22 protein-coding genes and 1 riboswitch are annotated in these 25,610 nt (G+C 74.6%); of the genes, 19 read left to right on the top strand and 3 right to left on the bottom strand.

Annotated elements, in window-relative coordinates; genetic code table 11:
- The first annotated feature begins 99 nt into the window (after positions 1-99).
- From carA to OG994_RS13350, 12 genes are all read left to right on the top strand, one after another.
- The gene (gene carA / locus OG994_RS13405; protein ID WP_120331260.1) at positions 100-1,236 is read left to right on the top strand and encodes a glutamine-hydrolyzing carbamoyl-phosphate synthase small subunit; all 1,137 of its coding nucleotides are present in this window, start codon (positions 100-102) and stop codon (positions 1,234-1,236) included.
- A complete protein-coding gene (gene carB, locus OG994_RS13400; protein WP_120331259.1) occupies positions 1,236-4,607 on the top strand; it encodes a carbamoyl-phosphate synthase large subunit in 3,372 nt (1,123 codons plus the stop codon). The genes carA and carB overlap by 1 nt, the downstream gene beginning before the upstream one ends.
- Positions 4,608-4,794: 187 nt before the next feature.
- Positions 4,795-5,832, top strand: a complete 1,038-nt coding sequence (locus OG994_RS13395) for a quinone-dependent dihydroorotate dehydrogenase (protein WP_120331273.1) — start codon at positions 4,795-4,797, stop codon at positions 5,830-5,832.
- Positions 5,833-6,017: 185 nt separating this feature from the next.
- Positions 6,018-7,292, top strand: coding sequence for an adenosylmethionine--8-amino-7-oxononanoate transaminase (locus OG994_RS13390; protein WP_120331258.1), 1,275 nt, complete (start codon positions 6,018-6,020; stop codon positions 7,290-7,292).
- A gap of 199 nt (positions 7,293-7,491) precedes the next feature.
- On the top strand, positions 7,492-8,331 hold the full coding sequence (gene pyrF / locus OG994_RS13385) for an orotidine-5'-phosphate decarboxylase (RefSeq protein WP_328853446.1): 840 nt from the start codon (positions 7,492-7,494) through the stop codon (positions 8,329-8,331).
- 174 nt (positions 8,332-8,505) lie between these two features.
- Positions 8,506-8,823 (top strand): integration host factor, actinobacterial type, encoded by a 318-nt coding sequence (mihF, locus tag OG994_RS13380; RefSeq protein ID WP_007458370.1) that lies wholly within the window; start codon positions 8,506-8,508, stop codon positions 8,821-8,823.
- Positions 8,824-8,848: 25 nt separating this feature from the next.
- Positions 8,849-9,382 (top strand): nucleoside/nucleotide kinase family protein, encoded by a 534-nt coding sequence (locus tag OG994_RS13375; RefSeq protein ID WP_120331256.1) that lies wholly within the window; start codon positions 8,849-8,851, stop codon positions 9,380-9,382.
- 129 nt (positions 9,383-9,511) lie between these two features.
- Complete coding sequence (gene rpoZ / locus OG994_RS13370; protein ID WP_120331255.1) at positions 9,512-9,778, top strand: DNA-directed RNA polymerase subunit omega; 267 nt, start codon at positions 9,512-9,514, stop codon at positions 9,776-9,778.
- 14 nt (positions 9,779-9,792) lie between these two features.
- Positions 9,793-11,007 carry a bifunctional phosphopantothenoylcysteine decarboxylase/phosphopantothenate--cysteine ligase CoaBC gene (coaBC, locus tag OG994_RS13365; protein ID WP_120331254.1) on the top strand — a complete coding sequence of 405 codons (1,215 nt, stop codon included), beginning with the start codon at positions 9,793-9,795 and terminating at the stop codon, positions 11,005-11,007.
- Positions 11,008-11,088: 81 nt separating this feature from the next.
- The gene (gene metK / locus OG994_RS13360) at positions 11,089-12,282 is read left to right on the top strand and encodes a methionine adenosyltransferase (RefSeq protein WP_120331253.1); all 1,194 of its coding nucleotides are present in this window, start codon (positions 11,089-11,091) and stop codon (positions 12,280-12,282) included.
- Positions 12,279-14,255 (top strand): primosomal protein N', encoded by a 1,977-nt coding sequence (locus OG994_RS13355; protein WP_456238365.1) that lies wholly within the window; start codon positions 12,279-12,281, stop codon positions 14,253-14,255. Before metK ends, OG994_RS13355 begins: the two co-directional genes overlap by 4 nt.
- Before the next feature lie 273 nt (positions 14,256-14,528).
- The gene (locus OG994_RS13350) at positions 14,529-15,512 is read left to right on the top strand and encodes an AAA family ATPase (protein ID WP_120331252.1); all 984 of its coding nucleotides are present in this window, start codon (positions 14,529-14,531) and stop codon (positions 15,510-15,512) included.
- Positions 15,513-15,524: 12 nt separating this feature from the next.
- On the opposite strand, the gene OG994_RS13345 is transcribed toward OG994_RS13350, so the two are convergent.
- Positions 15,525-16,232 carry a CTP synthase C-terminal region-related (seleno)protein gene (locus OG994_RS13345; protein WP_328853444.1) on the bottom strand — a complete coding sequence of 236 codons (708 nt, stop codon included), beginning with the start codon at positions 16,230-16,232 and terminating at the stop codon, positions 15,525-15,527.
- A 123-nt stretch (positions 16,233-16,355) separates the two neighbouring features.
- Between OG994_RS13345 and OG994_RS13340 the strand changes: the two genes are divergently transcribed.
- Genes OG994_RS13340 through OG994_RS13325 form a run of 4 tightly spaced genes read left to right on the top strand, consistent with a single transcriptional unit; the run spans position 16,356 to position 20,320 of the window.
- Entirely contained in the window at positions 16,356-17,252 is an 897-nt protein-coding gene (locus tag OG994_RS13340) for a LysR family transcriptional regulator (protein WP_328853443.1), read from the top strand.
- A gap of 44 nt (positions 17,253-17,296) precedes the next feature.
- Complete coding sequence (gene def, locus OG994_RS13335; RefSeq protein ID WP_120331251.1) at positions 17,297-17,863, top strand: peptide deformylase; 567 nt, start codon at positions 17,297-17,299, stop codon at positions 17,861-17,863.
- 7 nt (positions 17,864-17,870) lie between these two features.
- On the top strand, positions 17,871-18,797 hold the full coding sequence (fmt, locus tag OG994_RS13330) for a methionyl-tRNA formyltransferase (RefSeq protein WP_120331271.1): 927 nt from the start codon (positions 17,871-17,873) through the stop codon (positions 18,795-18,797).
- Positions 18,752-20,320 carry an RsmB/NOP family class I SAM-dependent RNA methyltransferase gene (locus OG994_RS13325; RefSeq protein ID WP_407942608.1) on the top strand — a complete coding sequence of 523 codons (1,569 nt, stop codon included), beginning with the start codon at positions 18,752-18,754 and terminating at the stop codon, positions 20,318-20,320. Before fmt ends, OG994_RS13325 begins: the two co-directional genes overlap by 46 nt.
- A gap of 52 nt (positions 20,321-20,372) precedes the next feature.
- Here OG994_RS13325 and OG994_RS13320 read toward each other — a convergent pair whose 3' ends face one another.
- Positions 20,373-21,260: a septum formation family protein gene (locus tag OG994_RS13320; protein ID WP_120331249.1), complete on the bottom strand. Its 888-nt coding sequence runs from the start codon at positions 21,258-21,260 to the stop codon at positions 20,373-20,375.
- An 88-nt stretch (positions 21,261-21,348) separates the two neighbouring features.
- Entirely contained in the window at positions 21,349-22,242 is an 894-nt protein-coding gene (locus OG994_RS13315; RefSeq protein WP_120331248.1) for a septum formation family protein, read from the bottom strand.
- Between the two features lie 249 nt (positions 22,243-22,491).
- Between OG994_RS13315 and rpe the strand changes: the two genes are divergently transcribed.
- From rpe to ribD, 3 genes are all read left to right on the top strand, one after another.
- Complete coding sequence (gene rpe, locus OG994_RS13310) at positions 22,492-23,172, top strand: ribulose-phosphate 3-epimerase (RefSeq protein WP_120331247.1); 681 nt, start codon at positions 22,492-22,494, stop codon at positions 23,170-23,172.
- A 1-nt stretch (position 23,173) separates the two neighbouring features.
- Positions 23,174-24,130: a GGDEF domain-containing response regulator gene (locus OG994_RS13305; RefSeq protein ID WP_328853441.1), complete on the top strand. Its 957-nt coding sequence runs from the start codon at positions 23,174-23,176 to the stop codon at positions 24,128-24,130.
- Positions 24,131-24,207: 77 nt separating this feature from the next.
- Positions 24,208-24,380: riboswitch (FMN riboswitch) on the top strand.
- A 168-nt stretch (positions 24,381-24,548) separates the two neighbouring features.
- Positions 24,549-25,610, top strand: a complete 1,062-nt coding sequence (ribD, locus tag OG994_RS13300; protein ID WP_328853440.1) for a bifunctional diaminohydroxyphosphoribosylaminopyrimidine deaminase/5-amino-6-(5-phosphoribosylamino)uracil reductase RibD — start codon at positions 24,549-24,551, stop codon at positions 25,608-25,610.

The raw sequence follows: 25,610 nt of genomic DNA, 5'->3' as shown, positions 1-25,610 counted from the left end.
AGCGGAGCGGAGCCCCGCGGTCCGGATCGAAGGTAGGGACCTGAACCGGGCGAGGAGCGCAGCGGAGCGGAGCCCCCGGTTCGTCGAAGGAAGTGCAGCATGAAGCGCAGAAGCGCCATCCTCGTCCTCGAGGACGGACGGACGTTCCACGGTGAGGCGTACGGCAGCGTGGGGGAGACCTTCGGCGAGGCCGTCTTCACCACCGGCATGACCGGCTACCAGGAGACCCTCACCGACCCCTCGTACCACCGGCAGGTGGTCGTGCAGACCGCCCCGCACATCGGCAACACCGGCGTGAACGGTGAGGACGACGAGTCGTCGCGGATCTGGGTCGCCGGCTACGTGGTGCGCGACCCGGCCCGGATCGGCTCCAACTGGCGCGCCACGGGCGGGCTGGAGGACCGGCTCGCCGCCGAGGGCGTGGTCGGCATCAGCGGCGTGGACACCCGGGCGCTCACGCGGCACCTGCGGGAGCGCGGCGCGATGCGGGTCGGCATCTCCAGCGTCGAGGACGACCCGCGGGCGCTGCTGGCCCGCGTCCGGCAGGCTCCGGAGATGGTGGGCGCCGACCTCTCGGCGGAGGTGACCACCGCCGAGCCGTACGTGGTGCCGGCCCAGGGCGAGCACCGGTTCACGGTCGCCGCGCTGGACCTCGGGATCAAGCGCAACGTGCCGCGACGGCTGGCCGTCCGCGGGGTCACCACGCACGTGCTGCCCGCCTCGTCCACCATCGAGGACGTGCTCGCCACCGGCGCGGACGCCGTGTTCTTCTCGCCCGGTCCGGGCGACCCGGCGACCGCCGACGGGCCGGTGGCGCTGGCCCGGGAGGTGCTGGGCCGGCGGATCCCGCTGTTCGGCATCTGCTTCGGCAGCCAGATCCTCGGGCGCGCGCTCGGCTTCGGGACGTACAAGCTCGGCTACGGCCACCGCGGCATCAACCAGCCGGTGCTCGACCGGGCCACCGGCAAGGTCGAGGTCACCAGCCACAACCACGGCTTCGCGGTGCAGGTGCCGGGCGCCGGGGTCGGGGCCGTCGTCCCGGACCAGGTGATCGACACCGAGTTCGGCGGCGTCCAGGTCAGCCATGTGTGCCTCAACGACAACGTGGTCGAGGGGCTGCGGGCGAAGGACGTGCCCGCGTTCACCGTCCAGTACCACCCGGAGGCGGCGGCCGGCCCGCACGACGCGGACTACCTCTTCGACCGCTTCGCCGAGCTGATCGAAGGCGGAAAGTAATGCCCAAGCGGAGCGACCTGAAGCACATCCTGGTCATCGGCTCCGGGCCGATCGTGATCGGGCAGGCCTGCGAGTTCGACTACTCCGGCACGCAGGCGTGCCGGGTGCTGCGCAGCGAGGGGATCCGGGTCAGCCTGGTCAACTCGAACCCGGCGACCATCATGACCGACCCGGAGTTCGCCGACGCCACGTACGTCGAGCCGATCACCCCGGAGTTCGTCGAGCTGGTCATCGCCAAGGAACGCCCGGACGCGGTGCTGCCCACCCTCGGCGGGCAGACCGCGCTGAACACGGCGGTGGCGCTGCACGAGTCGGGTGTGCTGGAGAAGTACGGCGTCGAGCTGATCGGCGCGAACATCGACGCGATCCGGCGCGGCGAGGACCGGCAGCTGTTCAAGGACATCGTGGCCAAGGCCGGCGCCCGCATCGGCGTCGAGGACCCGTCGTCGCTGGTGCCCCGCTCGCGGGTCTGCCACTCGATGGACGAGGTCCGGGAGACCGTCGCGGAGCTGGGCCTGCCGGTGGTGATCCGGCCGTCGTTCACGATGGGCGGCCTCGGTTCCGGCATGGCGCACACCGCGGAGGACCTGGAGCGCATCGCCGGCGACGGCCTGGCCGCGAGCCCGGTGCACGAGGTGCTCATCGAGGAGAGCGTGCTCGGCTGGAAGGAGTACGAGCTCGAGCTGATGCGCGACCGCCACGACAACGTGGTGGTGGTGTGCTCCATCGAGAACCTCGACCCGATGGGCGTGCACACCGGCGACAGCGTCACCGTGGCGCCCGCCATGACCCTCACCGACCGCGAGTACCAGCGCCTGCGCGACCTGGGCATCGCGGTGCTGCGCGAGGTCGGCGTGGACACCGGCGGCTGCAACATCCAGTTCGCCGTGAACCCGGCCGACGGCCGCATCGTGGTCATCGAGATGAACCCGCGGGTGTCCCGCTCCTCGGCGCTCGCCTCGAAGGCCACCGGCTTCCCCATCGCGAAGATCGCCGCGAAGCTGGCCATCGGCTACACCCTCGACGAGATCCCCAACGACATCACGCTGAAGACCCCGGCGGCGTTCGAGCCGACGCTGGACTACGTGGTCGTCAAGATCCCCCGGTTCGCGTTCGAGAAGTTCCCCGGCGCGGACGCGGAGCTGACCACCACCATGAAGTCGGTGGGTGAGGCGATGAGCCTCGGGCGCAACTTCACCGAGGCGCTGAACAAGGCGATGCGCTCGATGGAGACGAGTGCCGCGGGCTTCTGGACCCGGCCGGACCCGGACGGCGCCACGAAGGAGAACACCCTCGCCGCGCTGCGGACGCCGCACGACGGGCGGCTCTACACCGTGGAGCGGGCGCTGCGGCTGGGCGCCTCGATCGCCGAGGTGGCCGCCGCCTCCGGTGGCATCGACCCGTGGTTCCTCGACCAGATCGCGAGCCTCGTCGAGCTGCGCGAGGAGATCGTGGCGGCGCCGGTGCTCGACGGCGACCTGCTGCGCCGCGCGAAGCGGGCCGGGCTGTCGGACCGGCAGCTCGCCGCGCTGCGCCCCGAACTGGCCGCCGAGGACGGCGTCCGGACGCTGCGGCACCGCCTCGGCATCCGGCCGGTCTACAAGACGGTGGACACCTGCGCCGCCGAGTTCGAGGCGAGCACGCCGTACCACTACTCGTCGTACGACTCGGAGACCGAGGTCGTCGGCTCGGCCCGGCCCAAGGTGCTCATCCTCGGCTCCGGGCCGAACCGCATCGGGCAGGGCATCGAGTTCGACTACTCGTGCGTGCACGCCGTGCAGGCGCTGCGCTCCGCGCCGGCCGGCGGCGCGGGTGCCGGCGGCTACGAGACCGTGATGGTCAACTGCAACCCGGAGACCGTCTCCACCGACTACGACACCGCCGACCGGCTCTACTTCGAGCCGCTCACGTTCGAGGACGTGCTGGAGGTCTGGCACGCCGAGGACACCTCCGGGCGGGCCGCCGGCGGGCCGGGAGTCGTCGGGGTGATCGTGCAGCTCGGCGGGCAGACGCCGTTGGGGCTCGCGCAGCGGCTCAAGGACGCCGGGGTGCCCATCGTCGGCACGTCGCCGGAGTCGATCAACCTGGCCGAGGAGCGGGGCGCGTTCGGCGCGCTGCTGGCCCGGGCCGGCCTGCGGGCACCCGCGTACGGGCTGGCGACCTCGTACGAGGAGGCGAAGGCGATCGCCGACGAGATCGGCTACCCGGTGCTGGTGCGCCCGTCGTACGTGCTCGGCGGGCGGGGCATGGAGATCGTCTACGACGACGCGACGCTGCGCGACTACATCGGGCGGGCCACCGACATCTCGCCGAACCACCCGGTGCTCGTGGACCGCTTCCTCGACGACGCCATCGAGATCGACGTGGACGCGCTCTGCGACGCCGAGGGCGAGGTCTACCTCGGCGGCGTCATGGAGCACATCGAGGAGGCCGGCATCCACTCCGGCGACTCGTCCTGCGCCCTGCCGCCGATCACCCTGGCCGGCCCGCACCTGGCCCAGGTCCGCCGCTACACCGAGGCGATCGCCCGCGGCATCGGCGTACGCGGGCTGCTCAACGTGCAGTACGCCCTCAAGGACGACGTGCTCTACGTCCTGGAGGCGAACCCGCGCGCCTCGCGGACCGTCCCGTTCGTCTCCAAGGCGACCGCCGTGCCGCTGGCCAAGGCGGCGGCCCGGATCGCGCTCGGCGCGACCGTCGCCGAGCTGCGCGCCGAGGGGCTGCTCCCGGCCACCGGCGACGGCGGCACGATGCCGGTGGACGCGCCGATCGCCGTGAAGGAGGCGGTGCTGCCCTTCAAGCGCTTCCGCACGCCGGCCGGCAAGGGGATCGACTCGCTGCTCGGCCCGGAGATGAAGTCGACGGGCGAGGTGATGGGCATCGACACGAACTTCGGGCACGCGTTCGCGAAGTCCCAGTCGGCCGCGTACGGCTCGCTGCCGACCTCGGGGCGGATCTTCGTGTCGGTCGCCAACCGGGACAAGCGCGCCATGATCTTCCCGATCAAGCGCCTCGCGGACCTGGGCTTCGAGATCGTGGCGACCGCCGGCACCGCCGAGGTGCTGCGCCGGCACGGCATCGCCTGCGACCAGATCCGCAAGCACTACGAGGCGGGCGAGGGCGAGGACGCGGTCTCGATGATCCTCGGCGGGGACGTGGCCCTGGTCGTCAACACCCCGCAGGGCTCCGGCGCGAGCGCCCGCTCCGACGGGTACGAGATCCGCAGCGCCGCCGTCACCGCGGACATCCCGTGCATCACCACGGTGCCGGGCGCGGCGGCGGCCGTGATGGGCATCGAGGCGCGCATCCGGGGCGACATGCGGGTACGCCCGCTGCAGGAGCTGCACGCCGCGCTGCGGGCCGCCCAGTGACGGCCCGCCGCCCGCACCCTCCTCACCGCGCCGATCACCCTCACCGCGCCGATCACCCTCACCGCGTCGATCATGAGGTTGGCGGGGGGTTCGATCTCCGGATCGCCCGCCAACCTCATGATCACCGGGGCGGGAGCGGGAGCGGTGGCTGGGGCCGGGGCCGGGGCCGGGGCGGGGGCCGGGTGTGGTGATGTTCGAACGGGTTCTGCGGCCCGCCCTGTTCCGGATCGGCGGCGGGGACGCGGAGACCGCGCACGAGTGGACGCTGCGGCGGCTCGCCGCCGTGTCCCGCTCGCCGGCCCTGCTGGCGGCGCTGCGCGCCCGCTACGCGGTACGCGCCCCGCGCACCGTCTTCGGTGTGGAGTTCCCCAACCCGGTGGGCCTCGCGGCCGGGATGGACAAGAACGGCGTGGCGCTGCCGGCGTGGCCGGCGCTGGGCTTCGGCTTCGTCGAGGTGGGCACGGTGACCGCCCACGCACAGCCCGGCAACCCGCGGCCCCGGCTGTTCCGCCTGCGCGACAGCGAGGCCGTCGTGAACCGGATGGGCTTCAACAACGCCGGCGCGGAGGCGTTGGCCGCCCGGCTGGCGGCGCTGCCCCGGCCGCTCGGCGTGCCGCTGGGCATCTCGCTCGGCAAGTCCAAGGTGACCCCGCTGGAGGACGCCGTGGACGACTACCTCGCCTCCTACCGGGCGCTGCGCGGGCACGGCGACTACTTCGCGGTCAACGTGTCCTCGCCGAACACCCCGGGCCTGCGGTCCCTGCAGGACCGGTCGCACCTGGACGCGCTCCTGGCGGCGCTGGTGGGGGAGAAGCCGATCCTCGTCAAGATCGCACCGGACCTCACCGAGCCGGCGATCGCCGAACTGCTGGAGGTCTGCCTGGCCCGGGGCGCGGCCGGGGTGATCGCCACGAACACCACGCTCGCCCGTGACGGCCTGGCCCCGACCGACCGGGCGCGGGGCGCCGAGACCGGCGGGCTCTCCGGCCGGCCCCTCGCGGCGCGGGCCCGCGAGGTGGTCTCGTTCGTGCACCGGGAGACCGGTGGCCGGCTGCCGGTCATCGGGGTGGGCGGCATCGTCGACCCTGACGACGCGGCCCGGATGACCGACGCCGGCGCCAGCCTCGTGCAGCTCTACACCGGCTTCATCTACCGGGGCCCGGCGCTGGTGCGCGCCGCCGCCCACGCCACCACCCGAACCACCCCCAACCCACAATCCCCGTAACCCCAAACCCGCCCCCACGCCCCCGCGCCCCCACCCGAGCCCCGCGATCTTGCACTTTCGGCCCCGACCTACGGCGCATACCGGACGAAACAGGGGCCACAACTGCAAGATCGCGGGGGAGAGGGGCGCGCGCGGCGCGAGGGCGCGGGGAGGGGAAGGGCGCGGGGTTAGAGCTAGGAGGTCAGGTGACACCTGGGGAGATCCTCGACGTGGACCGGGCGCACGTGTGGCACCCGTACGCGGCGCTGCCGCCGGCCAGCCCGCCGTACGTCGTGGAGAGCGCGCAGGGCGTACGGCTGCGCCTGGCCGACGGCCGGGACCTGGTCGACGGCATGTCGTCGTGGTGGGCGGCCATCCACGGCTACCGCCACCCGGTGCTCGACGCCGCGGTCACCGACCAGCTCGGCCGGATGAGCCACGTGATGTTCGGCGGGCTCACCCACGAGCCGGCGGTGCGGCTCGCGCGGACGCTGGTCGAGCTCACCCCGGACGGCCTGGAGCACGTCTTCCTGTGCGACTCCGGGTCCGTGAGCGTCGAGGTGGCGATCAAGATGTGCCTGCAGTACCAGCGGGCCACCGGCCGGCCGGAGCGCCGCCGGCTGGCCACCTGGCGCGGCGGCTACCACGGCGACACCTTCCACCCGATGAGCGTCTGCGACCCGGAGGGAGGCATGCACCACCTGTGGGGCGACGTGCTGCCCCGGCAGGTCTTCGCGCCGGTCCCGCCGGGCGGCTTCGACACGCCGCCCGACCCCGCGTACGCCGCCGCGCTCGCCGAGGCCGTCGAGCGGCACGCGCACGAGCTGGCCGCCGTGATCGTGGAGCCCGTGGTGCAGGGGGCCGGCGGGATGCGGTTCCACCATCCGGAGTACCTGCGGGTGCTGCGCGAGGTGACCCGCGCGCACGGGGTGCTGCTCGTCTTCGACGAGATCGCCACCGGGTTCGGCCGTACCGGCGTCATGTTCGCCGCCGAGCACGCCGGGGTGGCCCCCGACGTGATGTGCGTGGGCAAGGCCCTCACCGGCGGGTACCTCACCCTGGCGGCCGCGCTCTGCACCCCGGAGATCGCGCGCGGCATCTCCGCCGACGGCGTGCTCGCCCACGGGCCCACGTTCATGGGCAACCCGCTCGCCTGCGCGGTCGCGAACGCCTCCATCGGCCTGCTGCGGGCCGGAGACTGGGCTGCCGAGGTGGCGAGGATCGAGGCGGGTCTGCGTGCCGGCCTGGAGCCGCTGCGCGGCGCGCCGGGGGTCGCCGACGTGCGGGTGCTGGGCGCCATCGGGGTGGTGCAGCTCGACCACGAGGTCGACCTGCCGGCGGCGACCACCGCCGCGGTCGCCGAGGGGGTCTGGCTGCGGCCGTTCCGGGATCTGGTCTACACGATGCCGCCGTACGTCACGGACGACGCCGACGTGGCCCGCATCGCGGCCGGGGTGGCGGCGGCCGTGAAGGCGGGCTGAGCCGCTGCGGCGCCCACGAGGGCGTGCCGGGTGGCGCGGCGCCATCCGGGCTGAGCGAGGGAACCGTGACCGGGTGGCGTGGCGCCGCCCCGGGCTGAGCGAGGGAACCGTGACCGGGTGGCGTGGCGCCGCCCCGGGCTGAGCGAGGGAACCGTGGTGGCGTGGCGCCGCCCCGGGCTGAGCGAGAGGGAGGGGACAGATGGAGACGTTCGGCGCCCGGTTGCACCGGGTCGTGGGCGAGCGGGGACCGCTGTGTGTGGGGATCGACCCGCACCCCGGGCTGCTGGCCCGGTGGGGGCTCCCGGACGACGTGGAGGGGCTTGATCGGTTCGCCCGGACCGTCGTGGACGCCCTCGGTGACCGGGTTGCGGTGGTCAAGCCCCAGTCGGCCTTCTTCGAGCGGTTCGGTGCCCGAGGTGTCGGGATTCTTGAGTCAACTATCCGACAGTTACGGGATAGTGGCTCGCTCGTTCTCCTCGACGTCAAGCGTGGCGACATCGGCTCGACGGTCCGCGCGTACGCCGAGGCGTACCTCGATCCATCCAGCCCTCTGTATGTCGACGCGGTGACCGCGAGCCCCTACCTGGGAGTAGGTTCGCTCGCCCCGATGTTCGAGCTGGCCGCCGAGCACGGGGGCGGCGTGTTCGTCCTGGCGCTCACGTCCAACCCCGAGGGCGCTGCCGTGCAGCACGCCCGTACGCCCGACGGGCGGACCGTCGCGCAAACCGTCATCGACGAGATTTCCCAGCTCAACGCGGGTGCGACGCCGCTGGGAAGCTTCGGTCTGGTGGTCGGCGCGACGATCGGCGACACCGGTCACGACCTCTCCCGGGTGGGCGGTCCGCTGCTCGCGCCGGGGCTCGGCGCGCAGGGGGCGACGGCCGCGGATCTGCGTACGGTCTTCGGCGCCAGCCTGCCCGCGGTGCTCCCGTCGTACTCCCGCGAGGTGCTCGGCGCGGGTCCCGACGTGGCCGCGCTGCGAGCCGCCGCGGACCGCGTGCTGGCCGAGTGCCGGGCCGTCGTGGGCGCCGCCGGCTGACTGACGGCTCGGTCACTTTGCGAAGATCATCGCGCGCCCACGTTGCCGAAAGCTCCGTTGACCGCTAGTTTTCCCCGCGCTGGGAACCACGGACCCCTTGGTTCACAGCGACACCACGTTTCACAGATGCGGCGGTGCGATCCGCCCGTCGCTATAGGGACCTGAGGAGAACTGGTGCCGCTCCCGTCACTGACCCCCGAGCAGCGCGCTGCCGCGCTGGAGAAGGCCGCGGAGATCCGCAAGGCCCGTGCTGAGCTGAAGGAGCAGCTCAAGCAGGGCAAGACCACCCTCGGAGCCGTTCTCGAGCGGGCCGAGTCCGACGACGTCGTGGGCAAGCTGAAGGTGTCGGCCGTCCTGCAGGCGATGCCGGGCATCGGCAAGATCCGGGCCACCCAGATCATGGAGAAGCTCAAGATCGCCGACAGCCGCCGCCTGCGTGGCCTCGGCGAGCAGCAGCGCAAGGCACTGCTTGGGGAGTTCGCCGCCAACTGAGCGCGGCAGCGTGTAGAAACAAGCAGTGAGCACGGCAGGCGAGGCGCGCCCGGCGGCTCGGCTCACTGTCCTGGCCGGCCCCTCGGGCGCCGGCCGGGAGAGTGTCGTCGAGCTCGTCCGGGCGCGCTCTCCCGCCGTGTGGCGGCCGGTGCCGGCGACCACCCGGCCCCGCCGCGACGGCGAGGTCGACGGCGTGGACCGGGTCTTCCTGACCCCCACCGCGTTCGACCGGCTGATCGCCGCCGGCGGGCTGCTGGAGTGGTCCCGGGCCGGTCCGCACCGCCGCGGCACCCCGTACGACCCCCTGCGGGCCCGGCTCGCCGCCGGTCAGCCGGCGCTGCTGCCGCTCGACATCCCCGGCGCCCTCGCCGTCCGCGAGCGTCTCACCGACGCCCGGCTCGTGCTGCTCCGTCCGCCGAACCACCGGCCCGACCCGGCCGTCGCCGCCGCGTTCGAACTCGTCCTCACGCACGACCTGACCGATCGGGTCGCTGATGAGCTGGTAGGCTTGCTCGGTTCTTCTTATCCGACTCCGGCCGGCCCGCGCGTGCGCGGCTGACAGCCACCTGTGCGCGGCTGACAGCCACGCCTGCGAGCACGGCCGGGGTCGGCCGCGGTTCACCGGAGTCGGCCGCGGTCGCCAGTCAGCACCGCGTCCCGCGCGGTTCGACAGACGCAGAGGTTATTCGTGGGATCCATCGCCACCAACCCCGAGGGCATCACCAACCCGCCGATCGACGAGCTGCTCGAGAAGACGACGTCGAAGTACGCGCTGGTCATCTTCGCGGCCAAGCGGGCCCGCCAGATCAACGCCTACTACAGCCAGCTCGGTGAGGGCCTGCTGGAGTACGTGGGGCCGCTGGTCGAGACCACCCCGCAGGAGAAGCCGCTCTCCATCGCCATGCGCGAGATCAACGCCGGCCTGCTCACCGCCGAGCCGACCGACCAGCCGTAACCCGCCGCACCGCGATGTCCGCCGGGATCGTCCTCGGGGTCGGTGGCGGCATCGCCGCCTACAAGGCGTGTGAGCTGCTGCGGCTCTTCACCGAATCGGGCCACCGGGTCCGGGTCGTGCCCACCGCGTCGGCGCTCCGCTTCGTCGGGGCGCCGACCTGGGCCGCGCTCTCCGGCCAGCCGGTCGCCGACGACGTCTGGTCCGACGTGCACGAGGTGCCGCACGTACGCCTCGGCCAGCAGGCCGACCTCGTCGTCGTCGCGCCGGCCACGGCCGACCTGATCGCCAAGGCGGCGCACGGCCTGGCCGACGACCTGCTCACCAACACGCTGCTCACCGCCCGCTGTCCCGTGGTGCTGGCCCCGGCCATGCACACCGAGATGTGGGAGCACCCCGCCACCGTGGCCAACGTCGCCACGCTGCGGGCCCGGGGCGTACGCGTCATCGAGCCGGCCGTCGGCCGGCTCACCGGCGTCGACACGGGCAAGGGCCGGCTGCCCGACCCGGCCGAGATCTTCGCGGTCGCCCGCCGGGTGCTCGCCCGCGGCGTCGACGCTCCCGCCGACCTGGCCGGCCGCCACGTGGTGGTCACCGCCGGCGGCACCCGCGAGCCGCTGGACCCGGTCCGGTTCCTCGGCAACCGCTCCTCCGGAAAGCAGGGGTACGCCTTCGCGCGCGCGGCCGTGGCCCGCGGCGCCCGGGTCACGCTGATCGCCGCGAACGTGACCCTCGCCGACCCGGCCGGGGTCGACCTGATCCGGGTGGGCACCACGGAGGAACTGCGGGAGGCGACGCTGAAGGCGGCCGTCGACGCCGACGCGGTGGTGATGGCCGCCGCTCCGGCCGATTTCCGCCCCGCCGTCTACGCGCCTGGCAAAATCAAGAAGGCGGACGACGGCAGCGCGCCCACCATCGAACTCGTCACGAACCCGGACATCGCCGCCGAGCTCGGCCGGCGCCGCCGGCCCGAGCAGGTGCTGGTGGTGTTCGCCGCGGAGACCGGCGACGCCGAGGCCAACGGTCGGGCCAAGCTGGCCCGCAAGCGAGCCGACCTCATCGTCGTCAACGAGGTGGGTCCGGACAAGGTCTTCGGCGCCGACACCAACGCGGCGACCGTCATCGGTGCGGACGGCTCGGTCGTCCGGATGGACGAACGGTCCAAGGAGGACCTCGCCGACGGCGTCTGGGACCTCGTCGCGACGCGGTTGACCGGTCGCTGTAAAGAGTGAGACAGGACGCGACCGGCCCCGCCGCCACGCACCGTGGTGACTAGACTTCCGCGGAACGACTTTCACACGCTTAGGAGTGCCGTGACACGCCGCCTCTTCACGTCCGAATCGGTCACGGAAGGCCACCCGGACAAGATCGCCGACCAGATCAGCGACGGCATCCTCGACGCGTTGCTCGCCGAGGACCCGCGCAGCCGGGTCGCGGTGGAAACCCTCATCACGACCGGCCAGGTGCACATCGCGGGCGAGGTGACCACCAAGGCGTACGCGGACATCCCCACCATCGTCCGCCGGACCATCCTCGACATCGGCTACGACTCGTCCAAGAAGGGTTTCGACGGCGCCTCCTGCGGCGTCAGCGTCTCCATCGGCGCCCAGTCGGAGGACATCGCGCAGGGCGTCGACAACGCCTTCGAGCTGCGTACCGGGGCGTCGGAGAGCGCGCTGGACGCGCAGGGCGCCGGTGACCAGGGCATGATGTTCGGCTTCGCCTGCTCGGAGACGCCGGAGCTGATGCCGCTGCCGATCGCCCTCGCCCACCGGCTGGCGCGGCGGCTGGCGACCGTGCGCAAGGACGGCACGGTCCCGTACCTACGGCCCGACGGCAAGACGCAGGTCACCATCGAGTACGAGGGGCACCGTCCGGTCCGGCTCAACACCGTGGTGGTCTCCAGCCAGCACGCCGCGGACATCTCGCTCGACTCCCTGCTCACGCCGGACATCCGCGAGCACGTGATCGCCCCGGAGCTGGAGAGCCTCGGCCTGGACACCGAGGGCTACCGGCTGCTGGTCAACCCGACCGGGCGGTTCGAGATCGGCGGGCCGATGGGCGACGCCGGCCTGACCGGGCGCAAGATCATCGTCGACACCTACGGCGGCTACGCGCGCCACGGCGGCGGGGCGTTCTCCGGCAAGGACCCGTCGAAGGTGGACCGCTCGGCCGCGTACGCGATGCGCTGGGTGGCCAAGAACGTGGTGGCCGCCGGCCTCGCCGAGCGCTGCGAGGCGCAGGTCGCGTACGCCATCGGCAAGGCCCACCCGGTCAGCCTGTTCATCGAGACCTTCGGCACCGAGACCGTGCCGGTCGCCTCGATCGAGAAGGCCGTCACCGAGGTCTTCGACCTGCGGCCGGCGGCCATCATCCGGGACCTGAACCTGCTGCGTCCGATCTACCAGCAGACCGCCGCCTACGGCCACTTCGGCCGGGAACTGCCCGACCTGACGTGGGAGAGCACCGAGCGGGCCGCCGACCTCAAGTCGGCCGCGGGAGCCTGACCGGCACCAGGCGCAGCGACCGGCGACCCGCGGACGGGTCGCCGGTCGCTCGCGTCTGCGTGGACGTCCCCCTCGCGCACCTGGACCGGCCGTTCGACTACCTGGTCCCCGCCGAGCTGGACGCCCAGGCCGTGCCGGGCGCCCGGGTGAAGGTCCGCTTCGCCGGGCAGCTCGTGGACGGCTGGCTGCTGGAGCGTGCCGACGACTCCGGGCACACCGGGCGGCTGGCGTACCTGGAGAAGGTCGTCTCCCCGGAGCCGGTCCTGTCACCGGAGGTGGCCCGGCTGGCGCGCGCCGTCGCCGACCGGTACGCGGGCAGCCTCGCCGACGTGCTCCGGCTCGCCGTGCCGCCCCGGCACGCCCGCGTGGAGAAGGAGGCTCCGGCGGCGCCGGAACCTCCCGCGCCCGTGCCGGCGCCCGACCCCGACCGCGGGTGGTCGGCCTACCCCGCCGGCCCGGCCTACCTGCGGGCGCTCGCCGACGGCCGCGCGCCCCGCGCGGTCTGGTCGGCCCTGCCCGGGGAGGACTGGGCCGCCCGGTACGCCGACGCGGTGGCCGCCACCGTGGCCGGCGGCCGCGGCGCCGTCGTGGTGGTCGCCGACAACCGGGACCTCGACCGGCTGGACGCCGCCGTCGGCGCGGCGCTCGGGCCGGGGCGGCACGTCTGCCTCTCGGCGGCGCTCGGCCCCGCCCGCCGCTACCGGGCCTTCCTCGCCGCCCGGCGCGGCGACGTGCCCGTGGTGATCGGCACCCGGGCGGCGATGTTCGCCCCGGTCGAGCGGCTCGGCCTGGTGGCCGTCTGGGACGACGGCGACGACCTGCACGCCGAACCCCGGGCCCCCTATCCGCACGCCCGCGAGGTGCTGCTCACCCGGGCCCAGCTCGCCGAGACGGGCGCGCTCGTCGGCGGGTACGCCCGCACGGCCGAGGCGCAACTGCTGGTGGAGACCGGCTGGGCGCGCGAGGTGGTGGCCGACCGGGCCACGGCGCGCGCGCGTACGCCGGCCATCGCACCGACCGGCGACGACCCGCAGCTGGCCCGCGACCCCGGCGCGGCCACGGCGCGGCTGCCCAGCCTCGCCTGGACGGCGGCCCGGGACGCGCTCCGCGCCGACGCGCCGGTGCTCGTCCAGGTGCCCCGCCGCGGGTACCTGCCCTCCGTGTCCTGCGCGGACTGCCGGACGCCGGCGCGCTGCCCGCACTGCGCCGGCCCGCTCGCCCTGCCCTCCGCGACGGCCACGCCGGCCTGTCGCTGGTGCGGCCGGGTGGCCGCCGCGTACGCCTGCCCGGAGTGCGGGGGGCGGCGGCTGCGCGCCGCCGTCACCGGCGCCCGGCGCACGGCCGAGGAGCTGGGGCGGGCCTTCCCCGGCGTGCCGGTGCGCACCTCCGGGCGGGACGAGGTGCTCGCCGCCGTTCCCGGCGGGGCGGGCCTGGTGATCGCCACGCCGGGGGCCGAGCCGGTGGCCGACGGCGGGTACGGGGCCGTGCTGCTGCTCGACTCGTGGGCCCTGCTCACCCGGGCCGACCTGCGGGCGGGGGAGGAGGCCCTGCGGCGCTGGATGGCCGCGGCCGCGCTGGCGCGCCCGGCCGGGGACGGGGGCCGGGTGGTGGTGGTCGCCGACGGCGCGCTCGCCCCGGTGCAGGCGCTGCTGCGCTGGGACGCCGGCTGGTTCGCCGCCCGGGAACTGGCCGAGCGCCGCGAGCTGGGCTTCCCGCCGGCGGTCCGGATGGCGAGCGTGACGGGGCTGCCGGCCGCCGTGGCGGACCTCCTGGACGAGGCGCGGCTGCCCGAGGGGGCGGAGGTGCTGGGGCCGGTCCCGGCCGACGGGGAGCGGGAGCGGATGCTGGTGCGGGTCCCCCGTGCCCGGGCGGCGGCCCTCGCCGGCGCGCTGCACGCGGCCGCCGGGTCCCGCAGCGCCCGCAAGGCGGCCGACCCGGTACGCCTCCAGGTCGACCCGCTCGACCTGTTCTAGCTGCGGCGGCAGCCGGCGTCCGGCGCCGGCGGCGGTCGGCTTGCCGCGGCGACGGCGGCGGGCTTCCCGGGCCGGCGGCGGCGGGCTCTTCGCGGCGGCGGTGGCCGGCGGTGCGGGCGGTGTCGCACGCCGCGTGCGGTGGGAGCCCGAGGCCAGGGTGGTAGCATCGCCCGTCATGCCGGGCACATGGCGGCGCGACGCTCGCGGGAGCGCGTCGGGCCCGACACCAGTGACGATGAGTTCGATCAGCCGGTGATCAGGGGTGGACCAGTCGTGACCGTTCGTCAGTCGATCGTCTTCAACGGTGACCTCGGCAGCGGCAAGAGCACGGTGTCGGTGGAGATCGCCAAGCGGCTGGGGATGCGCCGGGTCAGCGTCGGCGACCTCTACCGGCAGATGGCGCAGGAGCGGCAGATGACCGCCCTCCAGCTCAACCTGCACGCCGAGCTCGACCAGGCGGTCGACGGCTACGTCGACCAGCTCCAGCGGGACATCGCGGCCTCCGGCGAGCGCCTCGTCATGGACTCCCGGCTGGCGTGGCACTTCTTCACCGACGCGCTCAAGGTACACATGATCACCGAGCCGGGCGAGGCGGCCCGCCGGGTGCTCGCCCGCCCCTCCGGGCCGGCGGAGAGCTACACCTCGCTGGAGGAGGCCAAGGCCAAGCTGCACGAGCGCAGCGAGAGCGAGCGGAGCCGGTTCCTCGTGCGCTACGGCGTGGACAAGGCCCGGCTGCGCAACTACGACCTGATCTGCGACACCACCCGGGCCGCGCCCGAGGAGGTCATCGAGCACATCGTCGCGGTGTACGAGGGTCGGCTCGGCGCCGACGTGCTGCGCGACGAGCCGCCGCTGCTGCTGCTCGACCCGGCCCGCGTCTACCCGACCGAGGACATCGCCACCCTGCGCGGGCTGTGGGACTCGGAGTTCGTGGGCGAGGTCGCCGGTGCCGGCGACGAGGCGCTGGAGCCGCTGCGGATCGGCTACACCGGCGCGCACTTCTTCGTCGTCGACGGCCACCGCCGGCTCAGCGCCGCCCTGCAGAGCGGCTTCCACCTGGTGCCGGCCCAGCTGGTCGGCGAGGTGGACGAGCCGGTGGTCGGCGGGATGAGCGCCGTCGACTACTTCACCGCCCAGGTCCGCCCCGGCATCGTCTACGACTGGGAGGCCGCCCACGGCATCCGGCTGCCGCTGCCGGAGCACGCCGTGCGCGGCGGTGACGCCGTGCTGGCCGGCGAGCCCGGCCACGGCGCCTGACCCGAGCACCGGTCAGCGGACGGGCGACCCCTGCCGGCCCGCCACCGCGGCCGCGAACGCCCGCACCATCGGGTGCGGCTCGTCCCCGTCGCCGGCCAGCTCCGGCTGGAAGAGCGTGGCCAGGAAGAACGGGTGCCCGGGCAGCTCGGCGACGCGTACCTGCCCCTGCGGGTCGTGGCCGGTGAACCGCAGGCCGTGGGCCACCAGGGTCGGCAGGTGGCGCGGGTTCAACCCGTAGCCGCACTGGTAGCGCTCCGTGCTGCGCTCGACGCCGGTCGCCCGCTGCGCCAGCGAGCCGGCGGTGAACACCACCGGCGCCTCGTGCCCGCGCAACGCGCAGGCGAGGGGCTCGATCAACAGGTCGTCCGCGTCCGGCGTGTTCTCGCCGTGGGCGACGCCGGTGAGACCGCAGACCGCGCGGGCGTACTCCAGCAGGGCGTGCTGGAACCCGGCGCAGGTCGCGAGCAGCGGAACGCCGCCGATCCGGGCGCACCGCACGGCGTGCAGGGCGCCCGCCTCGCTGCGGTACGGGCTGCCGGGCAGCAGCCAGATCCCGTCGAAGCCGTCGAGCCGGCTCGCCGTCGCCTCCTCGGTGGGGATCCAGTACGCGTCCAGGTCGATGCCGTGCCGGTCGCGGAGGGCGGCCAGCAGGGCGGGCACCCGGACGTGGGCGCGGACGGCGGGGGAGCGGTCACCGACGAGAGCGAGGCGTGGGGTCATGCCACCGATCCTGTGGGCCCGAGCCGATCACGTCCAACGATGATCCGTACTGGGGCCATCAGGAACACTTATCGTCCGTGGACCCGACCCTGTTGCGCACCTTCACCGCCGTCACCCGCCTGCATGTCCTTCTCGGGCGCCGCCGCGGAACTCGGCTACACCCAGTCGGCGGTGAGCCAGCACATCGCCGCCCTGGAGGCCGACCTCGGCGTGCGCCTGCTGGAACGCCGGCCGGTCGCGCCGACGGTGGCCGGGGCGCGACTGCTGGCGTACGCCGAGCCGATCCTGCTCCGGCTCGCCGCGGCCCGGGCCGACCTGGCCCGGCTGGCGGCGCCCCGACCGGGTCCGCTGCGGGTCGGCGCCACCCCCCTCGCGGCGGCCGCCGCGGCGCGGCTCGCGGCCGACGAGCCCGCGCTGACCCTGTGCGTCACCACGCGGGCCGACCTGCCGCGCCGGGTCGCGACCGACGACCTCGACCTCGGGCTGCTCGACGGGTACGCTGCCCCGAACGATCCCCTGCCGGGCACCGACCTCGCACCGATGGACGTGTCGGTGCACGGCGAGCAGCCCGCGGTCGTCGCGCTGCCCCGCGACCACCCGCTCGCCGCCCGGCCCGCGCTCGCGCTCGCGGACCTGGCCCTCGCCCGTTGGATCGACGCGCCGCAGGTCGCGGCGCCCCTCGCACAGCTGCGGGCCCTCGCCGGCGCCGAGGGCTTCCCGGCGGGCGTGACGTACCCGGGGACGGACGTCGCCGGGCTGCTGGCGGCGGTGGCGGTCGGTCACGGGGCTCGCCGTGCTCCCGGCCGCCGCGGTGGCGGCGCACCCGGACCTCGTCGGGGCGGCGCTGACCGGCACCCGCGTGGTGCACCGGGTGGAGCTGCTGAGGCCCGCGCCGGTGCGGCCGTCGCCGGCACCGGGCGCCGGCCGTGGACCGGCGTGGCCGTCCGGTCGGTGACGCTCGGCACACCGGCGGCGGTCGACCACCGTCCGCCGGCCGAGGCCCGCACCGGTACTCCGTAGACTGGTACGGCCCCGATCGTCCCGCTCAGAAGGAGCCGTTGCGCGTGACCGTCCAGCCCATCCGTCTGTTCGGCGATCCGGTGCTGCGTACGCCGGCCGACCCGGTCGTCGACTTCGACGCCGAGCTGCGCCGGCTCATCGCCGACCTGACCGACACCATGCGTGAGCAGAACGGCGCCGGCCTCGCCGCGCCGCAGCTCGGGGTGGGCCTGCGGGTGTTCACCTTCGACGTCGACGACGTCCTCGGTCACCTGGTCAACCCCGTGCTGGAGTTCCCCGACGAGGAGGAGCAGGACGGCCCCGAGGGCTGCCTGTCCATCCCCGGGCTCTACTTCGACACCAAGCGCCGTCAGAACGTGATCGCCAAGGGCTTCAACGGCTACGGCGACCCGGTGCAGATCGTCGGCACCGGGCTGATGGCCCGCTGCGTCCAGCACGAGACCGACCACCTCGACGGGGTGCTCTTCATCGACCGGCTCGACCCGGCCGGGCGCAAGGAGGCCATGAAGGCGATCCGCCAGGCGGAGTGGTACGACCCGGCTGCCCCGCCGGTGGTCAAGCTCAGCCCGCACGGCCCGGCCGCCGGCAGCCCGTTCGGCCTGGGTGGGTGAGCGGCCGGTGCGTGTGATCTTCGCCGGTACGCCGGCCGTCGCCGTCCCGTCCCTGGCCGCCGTCGCCGCCTCCCGGCATGAGCTGGTGGCCGTGGTGACCCGCCCCGACGCGCCCGCCGGGCGGGGGCGGGGCCTCAGCCGCTCCCCGGTCGGGGCGTGGGCCGACGAGCACGGTGTCGAGGTGCTCACCCCGGCCCGCCCGCGCGAGCCGGAGTTCCTGGCCCGGCTGCGCGACCTCGCGCCGGACTGCGTGCCGGTGGTGGCGTACGGGGCGCTGGTGCCGCCGGCCGCCCTGGAGATCCCCCGGCACGGTTGGATCAACCTGCACTTCTCCCTGCTCCCGGCCTGGCGCGGCGCGGCGCCCGTCCAGCACGCCGTCCTGCACGGCGACGAGGTGACCGGCGCCAGCGTCTTCCAGTTGGAGGAGGGGCTGGACACCGGCCCGGTCTACGGCACCCTGACCGACGAGATCCGCCCCACCGACACGTCCGGGGACCTGCTGGAGCGGCTCGCGGAGTCGGGCGCCGGTCTGCTGGTCGCCGTGCTCGACGCGATCGAGGACGGCACCGCCCGCGCCGAGCCGCAGCCCGCCGACGGGGTGTCCCTGGCGCCGAAGCTGACCGTCGAGGACGCCCGCGTCCGCTGGACCGACCCGGCCTTCGCGGTCGACCGGCGCATCCGCGCCTGCACCCCGGCGCCCGGCCCGTGGAGCACCTTCCGGGGCGAGCGGGTCAAGCTGGGCCCGGTCACCCCGGTGACCGACGGGCCCGAGCTGAAGCCGGGCGAGCTGCGGGTGGAGAAGTCGCGCGTGCTCGTGGGCACGGCCACCGTCCCCGTCCGCCTCGGCGAGGTGCGCGCCGCGGGCAAGCGGGCGATGCCGGCGACCGACTGGGCGCGCGGCGCCCGGGTCGCCGCCGGAGAGGAACTGGCGTGACCGCCCCCGGGCCGGCCCGCGACGACCGGCCCGCCGACTCCGGTCGCCGGCACGGCGACGGTCCCGCCGACGAGCGTCGGCCCGGCGACTCCGACCGCCGGCGGAGCGGCCGGCGTGACGGCGGTCGCCCGGCGGACGGGCGGACGGCCCGGCGCGGCCCCCGGCCGGCCGTGGACCGGCCCCGGCACGCGGCGTACGAGGCCGTGGCGGCCGTGCACCGGGACGACGCGTTCGCCAACCTCGTCCTGCCGGCCATCCTCCGTGAGGAGGGGCTGGTCGGCCGGGACGCGGCCTTCGCCACCGAACTGACCTACGGCACGCTGCGCCACCTCGGCACCCTCGACGCGATCCTCACCGCCGCGGCCGGCCGGGAGGTGGAGCGCATCGACCCGCCGGTACGCGACGCGCTGCGGCTCGGGGCGTACCAGCTGCTGCACACGCGGGTGCCGGCGCACGCCGCCGTCTCCTCGACCGTCGACCTGGTCCGCGCGGTGGGCCCCGGGGCCACCGGTTTCGCCAACGCGGTGCTGCGGGAGGTCGCCGGCCGGGACGCCGACGCCTGGGTGGAGCGACTCGCCCCGAGCATGGAGAGCGACCCGATCGGCCACCTGGCGCTGGCCTACAGCCACCCGCAGTGGGTGGTGCGGGCGTTCGCCGAGGCGCTCGGCGGGGACCTCGGCGAGACCACCCGGCTGCTCATCGAGGACAACGAGCGTCCACCCGTGCACCTGTGCGCCCGGCCGGGGCTCGCCGACCCGGTCGAGCTGGCCGACGAGGTGGGCGGCGCCCCTGGCGCCTTCTCGCCGTACGCCGTGTACCTCTCCGGCGGCGCTCCCGGTGACCTTCCGGCCGTCGTCGAGGGACGCGCGCACGTCCAGGACGAGGGTTCCCAGCTCGTGGCGAACGCCCTCGCCGTGGCGCCGCTGGACGGGCCGGACGGGCGCTGGCTGGATCTCTGCGCGGGTCCGGGCGGCAAGTCGGGGCTGCTCGGCGCCCTCGCGGCGCAGCGCGACGCGCGGTTGACGGCCGTGGAGGTGGCCGAGCACCGTGCCCGGCTGGTCGCCCAGGCCACCCGCGGACTGCCGGTGACCGTGCTGAACACCGACGGCCGCACCGTCGGGCGGGACCCGAAGCTTCCCGAGGAGCACTTCGACCGGGTGCTGGTCGACGCGCCCTGCACCGGGCTGGGCTCCCTGCGCCGCCGCCCCGAGTCCCGCTGGCGGCGGCAGCCGTCGGACCTGCCGGCGCTGACCCGCCTGCAGCGGGAGCTGCTGGGTGCGGCGCTGCGCGCCGTCCGTCCCGGCGGCGTCGTCGCCTACGTCACCTGCTCGCCGCACACGGTGGAGACGCACGTGACGGTCACCGAGGCGGCGCGCCGCTCCGGTGTCCCGGTGGACTTCGTCGACGCGCGGCCGCTGCTGCCGGCCGGCATGCCGGGGTTGGGCGACGGGCCGACGGTGCAGCTGTGGCCGCACCGCCACGGCACCGACGCGATGTTCCTCGCCGTGCTCCGCCGCGGCTGAGCGGCGCGGGGCGGGCCGTCGGCGCGCCGTCCGCGGAGGCGGGCCGTCGGGGTCAGCGGATGGGGAGGGCCTTGCTGCCGGCGCCCTTCATCGAGCGGGTGAGGGAGCGGTCGCTGACCCAGAGGAAGCACTGCACACCGCGGTTGCCGTCCTTCCACTCCTGCTCGTACGGGTGGTAGAAGATCGTCCCGGCCCGGTACTGGACGTTGGCGTCGTCCGGCACCGCCGCGTACTTGGCGATCAGCTTCCGGCACGCCTTGTGCGTACGCAGGGTGGCCTCGGAGAACTGGGCGTAGCTGACGTCGGGAGCCTGGTAGACGCCCACGAACTCGGCGTGGTGCTTGGCGGTGCAGGAGACCGCCCTCATCTCCGTGATGTCGTCGCCGTCGAGCTTGGGGTTGAAGCAGCGGTGCGCCAGCGCCGAGTCGCCCTTCAGCGCGCCGCGCAGCGTCCCCTGCCGCAGGCTGACACCGGGCTCGTCGAGGCTCGTGGTCTCGCTGACGTCGCAGCGGAACCACCGGGCGCCGCCCGCCCACGCCGCGGGGGACGGGAAGACGACCCCGACGCCGAGCCGCCCGCCGCGCCAGTCGGCGCCGACGGCCTTGCTGACCTCCCGGTCGCACTGCGCCCGGGCGGCCCGCATCCCCGCCGAACCGGCGGGCGGAGGTGTGCCGCGCTCCGCCGCGGCGCCGGAGAGCGTGCCGACGTACAGCGTCTCGGCCCGGTGCGACTCGCCGCAGTCGACGGGGTTGTACGCGCTCAGGTAGCCGACGTCCTGGACGGCGAGGTGGCAGACGCCCGCCTCGGGAACGAACGCCTCGGCGGCGGCCAGCGCCGGCCAGTCGTCGGTGAGGTCCGTGTCGAGGCCGGCCGGCGCGCACCCGGTGAGGGCCAGCGCCACCAGCGCGCCCGTCACGGCCGCCGTCCACCACCGTCGCATCCGCCGACCTCCCCGTCGACCGTGGTCACGTCCCACCGGCGATCATCGACCGGTTGCGCCACGGCGCAGCAGCATACGGCACCGCCGCTCAGATCGCGGGCAGTCCCCGCGGCCCCACGCCCCGCATGGACCGGGTGAGCTTCCGGTCGTCGCTCCACAGGAAACAGCGCACCCCCCGGTCGCCCTCCTCCCACTCCCGCTTCGACGGCGGGTAGAAGATGGATCCCACCCGGTAGGCCAGCTCGCTGTTGTTGGGCACCGCCGCGAACGTGGCGATCAGCGCCATGCAGCGGCGGTGCACCCCGTCGGCGGAGGCGCTGAACGTCTCCCAGCTCATGTCCCGCTCGACGTACACGCCGACGAACTCGGCGCGGTGCGGTTCGGTGCACAGCACCGGCTCCATGTAGTTCAGGTTCCCGCCGATCAGCTTGGGGTCGAAGCAGCGGTGGATGAGCGGCGAGTCACCGATCATCGCGCCGCGCAGGCTGCCGGTGCGGTTGACCGGGCGGGTGTTGTCGATGCTGTCGGTCTCGCTGAGGTCGCAGCGGAACCACCGGGCGCCGCCGGCCCAGCCGGCCGCCGACGGCAGCGCGATGTGCAGGGTCAGCCGGGCCGCGTGCCAGTCGCCGCCGAGCACCTCCCGCGCCCGCTGGTCGCACTCGGCCCGCGCGGCGCGCAGCGCCGGCGAGCCCGGCCCGGGCCGGGGCGCCGCCTCGTCCGCGTCGAACGTGCCGACGTGCACCGCCTCGGCGAGGTGGCTGCGGGAGCACGGCACCGTCTCGTAGGTGCCCGCCTGCACGACCGGGGTGATCCGTGGCAGGCACGTGTCGGTGGCCGGGACGAACGGTCGCGGGGCCCGCATCGCGGGCCAGTCGTCGACCAGGTCGCCGTCGGCGGCGTCCGGCCGTAGGCAGCCGCCCAGCAGGGCCGCCACCACGCCGGTCAGCGCCAGCACTGCCAGCCGACGTCGCCACCGTCGCATCGTCCGCCCTTTCCGGAACCTGGTGACCGCGGGGCCGGTGCGCGGCGGGCGCCCCGGCGCCGGCACACGTCACCGTCCCCGTTGGAGTGTCGTCGCGTTTCGGTCGATCGGCCAGACGCGGACGCCTCCTCGTCCGGATTCGCCCGCCCGGATCGCCAATTCTGCACCACGGGTCACCCCCGGGTCACGGCTCGTCCCGGATGGTGCCGTGCCCGTCGCCGGCCGTGCCGGCGTTCGTACACTGGCCCGGTGACCGTACCGCCGCCGATCGTCGCGCCGAGCATCCTGGCCGCCGACTTCGCCCGCCTCGCCGATGAGGTCCGTGCCGTCGAGGAGGCCGCCGACTGGCTGCACGTCGACGTCATGGACAACCACTTCGTGCCGAACCTGACCATCGGCCTACCGGTGGTGCAGAGCCTGCGGGCGGCCACCGAGCTTCCGTTCGACGTGCACCTGATGATCGAGGATCCGCGTCGGTGGGCCCCCGGCTACGCCGACGCCGGGGCGTACAACGTGACCTTCCACGCCGAGGCCTGTGACAACCCGGTGGCGCTGGCCAAGGATCTGCGTTCCGCCGGCGCGAAGGCCGGGCTGGCGATCGACCGGGACACCCCGATCGAGCCGTACCTCGAGCTGCTGCCGAGCTTCGACACCCTGCTGATCATGACGATCAAGGCAGGTTTCGGCGGGCAGCGCTTCATCCCCGAGCTGCTGGAGAAGGTCCGCACGGCCCGCCGGCACGTCGCCGCCGGTCACCTGGAGCTGCGCATCGAGGTCGACGGCGGGATCGCCGCCGACACCATCGCGCAGGCGGCCGAGGCGGGCGCCGACGCGTTCGTCGCCGGCACGGCCGTCTACGGCGCCGACGACCCCGCCGAGGCGGTGCGCCGGCTGCGGGCGCTCGCGGAACGCGCGGCCTCCGGGGCCTGACGTGGAGCCGGCGGGGGAGCGCCCGGACGTCATCCTCGTCGTCGACGACGACGAGGACATCGCGCGTTTCGTCGAGTTCAACCTCCGCCTGCACGGCTTCGAGGTGCTCCTCGCCGGCGACGGCCAGGAGGCGCTCGAGGTCATCGAGCGGCAGCGGCCCGACCTCGCGGTGGTCGACCTCATGATGCCGAGGATCGACGGCCTGGAGCTGACCCGCCGGCTGCGGGCCGATCCCATGACCTCCGCCCTGCCGGTGATCATGCTCACCGCCAAGGGGATGACCGTGGACAAGGTGCACGGTCTCAGCGCGGGCGCGGACGACTACCTGGTCAAGCCGTTCGACACCGCCGAGCTGGTGGCCCGGGTCAGTTCCACCCTGCGCCGCAACAAGGAGTTCCGGGAGGTCTCCCCACTGACCGGCCTGCCGGGCAACAGCCGGATCCGGCGGGAGATCGCCGACCGGGTGCGCAGCGGCACCGACTACGCCGTCGGGTACATCGACATCGACCGGTTCAAAAGCGTCAACGACCGGTACGGCTTCGTCCGCGGCGACGACTTCATCTCGGCGCTGGCGCGCAGCCTGCACCGGGCGGTGGGGTCGGTCGGGCTGCCGCCGGCGTTCCTGGGCCACGTCGGCGGCGACGACTTCGTCATCGTCTGCGCGCCGGACCAGGTCCGGCCGCTGACCTCGCGGGCGGTGGTGGACTTCGAGAAGGCGGCCGACTCGCTCTACGACCCCGTCGACCGGGAGCGGGGCTTCGTCGAACTCAAGGACCGGCGGGGCAACATCCGCCGGGCCGCGCTGGTCACGCTCTCGATCGGCGTCTCCCTCTCCGACTCGGACAAGCGATTCACCGACCCGCTCGAGGCGATCGCGGTCGCCAGCGAGATGAAGTCGGTGGCCAAGAGCCAACCCGGCTCGTACGTCGCGGTGGACCGGCGGCGCGGCGTCGCCTGACCGGCGCGCGGTGTGAAGTAGCTCGCCTCGGTGGCGGCACCGCCCGGTCGGCGTGTAAGACTTCCGGTGTACCCACCACGCGCTGGCGGGACTCGGTGAAATTCCGAACCGGCGGTGATCCACGGCGCAGTCCGTGGTCAGCCCGCGACCCGGTCGGCTCTGCCGCCCGGTGGACCTGGTGAGAATCCGGGGCCGACGGTTGGGAGCGGGGCGACCCGCGCCCAGACAGTCCGGATGGGAGACAGCGCGCGGGACGGACGGGTCGTGCCCGGCCGCCGACTCTCGGCATGCCGTGCCGGCCTGCGGGTCGGCTCCGCCGTACCCGCACCTCCGCCGCCGCCTGCCCGCGGCCCCACGGCCGACGCCTCCCGACTCCCGCCCGCGCGCGACCGGCGAGTGAGAGGGCAGGGCAGGGCGAATGACGGGCGTCTCCGTCGACGAGGCGATGCGTCGCGCGATCGAACTCGCCGCGCGCGGGCTGGGCACCACGAGCCCCAACCCCGTGGTCGGCTGCGTCCTGCTCGACGCCGGCGGCCAGGTCGTCGGTGAGGGCTTCCACGCGTACGCCGGCGGGCCGCACGCCGAGATCGTGGCGCTCGCCCAGGCCGGCGAGCGGGCCCGCGGAGGCACCGCGGTCGTCACCCTGGAACCCTGCGACCACACCGGCCGCACCGGCCCCTGCAGCCTCGCGCTCATCCAGGCCGGGGTCGCCCGCGTGGTGATCGCCGTCCCCGACCCGAACCCGGTCGCCTCGGGCGGCGCCGCGACCCTGCGCTCCGCCGGGGTCCGGGTGGATCTGGGCGTACGCGCCAGCGAGGCGGAGGCCGGCAACATCGCCTGGCTCACCTCCATGCGCCGCGGCTGGCCGTACGTCATCTGGAAGTACGCCGCGACCCTGGACGGCCGGTCGGCGGCGGCCGACGGGACCAGCATGTGGATCACCTCCGAGGCGGCCCGCATCGACGTGCACGCGCTGCGCGGCACCGTCGACGCCGTGGTCGTCGGGGTGGGCACCGTCCTCGCCGACGACCCGCGGCTGACCGCCCGCAACCTGCGCGACGGCAGCCTCGCCATCCGCCAGCCGCTGCGGGTGGTGGTGGACAGCGAGGGGCGTACCCCCGCCGACGCCCGGGTCCGCGACGGCGCGGCCCGCACCTGGATCGCCACCGCCGCGGAGGTCGGCGCCGGCCCGGACGGCCGGGTGGACCTGCCGGCGCTGCTCGCCGAGCTGCACCAGCGCGGCGTGCGGGCGGTGCTGCTGGAGGGCGGTCCCCGCCTGGCCGGCGCGTTCCTGGCCGCCGGGCTGGTCGACAAGGTCATCGGATACGTCGCACCCCGGCTGCTCGGCGCCGGACCGGCCGCGCTCGTCGACGCGGGTGTGACGACCATCGCCGAAGCGATCGATCTCGAAGTCGTCGACGTTACGCAGATCGGTCCGGATCTGCGGATCACCGCGCTGCCCCGTAAGAGGGAGGGCTGA

Source organism: Micromonospora globbae, assembly GCF_036184225.1.
Taxonomy (GTDB): Bacteria; Actinomycetota; Actinomycetes; order Mycobacteriales; family Micromonosporaceae; genus Micromonospora; species Micromonospora globbae.
This window is presented reverse-complemented; position numbering and strand designations above follow the sequence as displayed.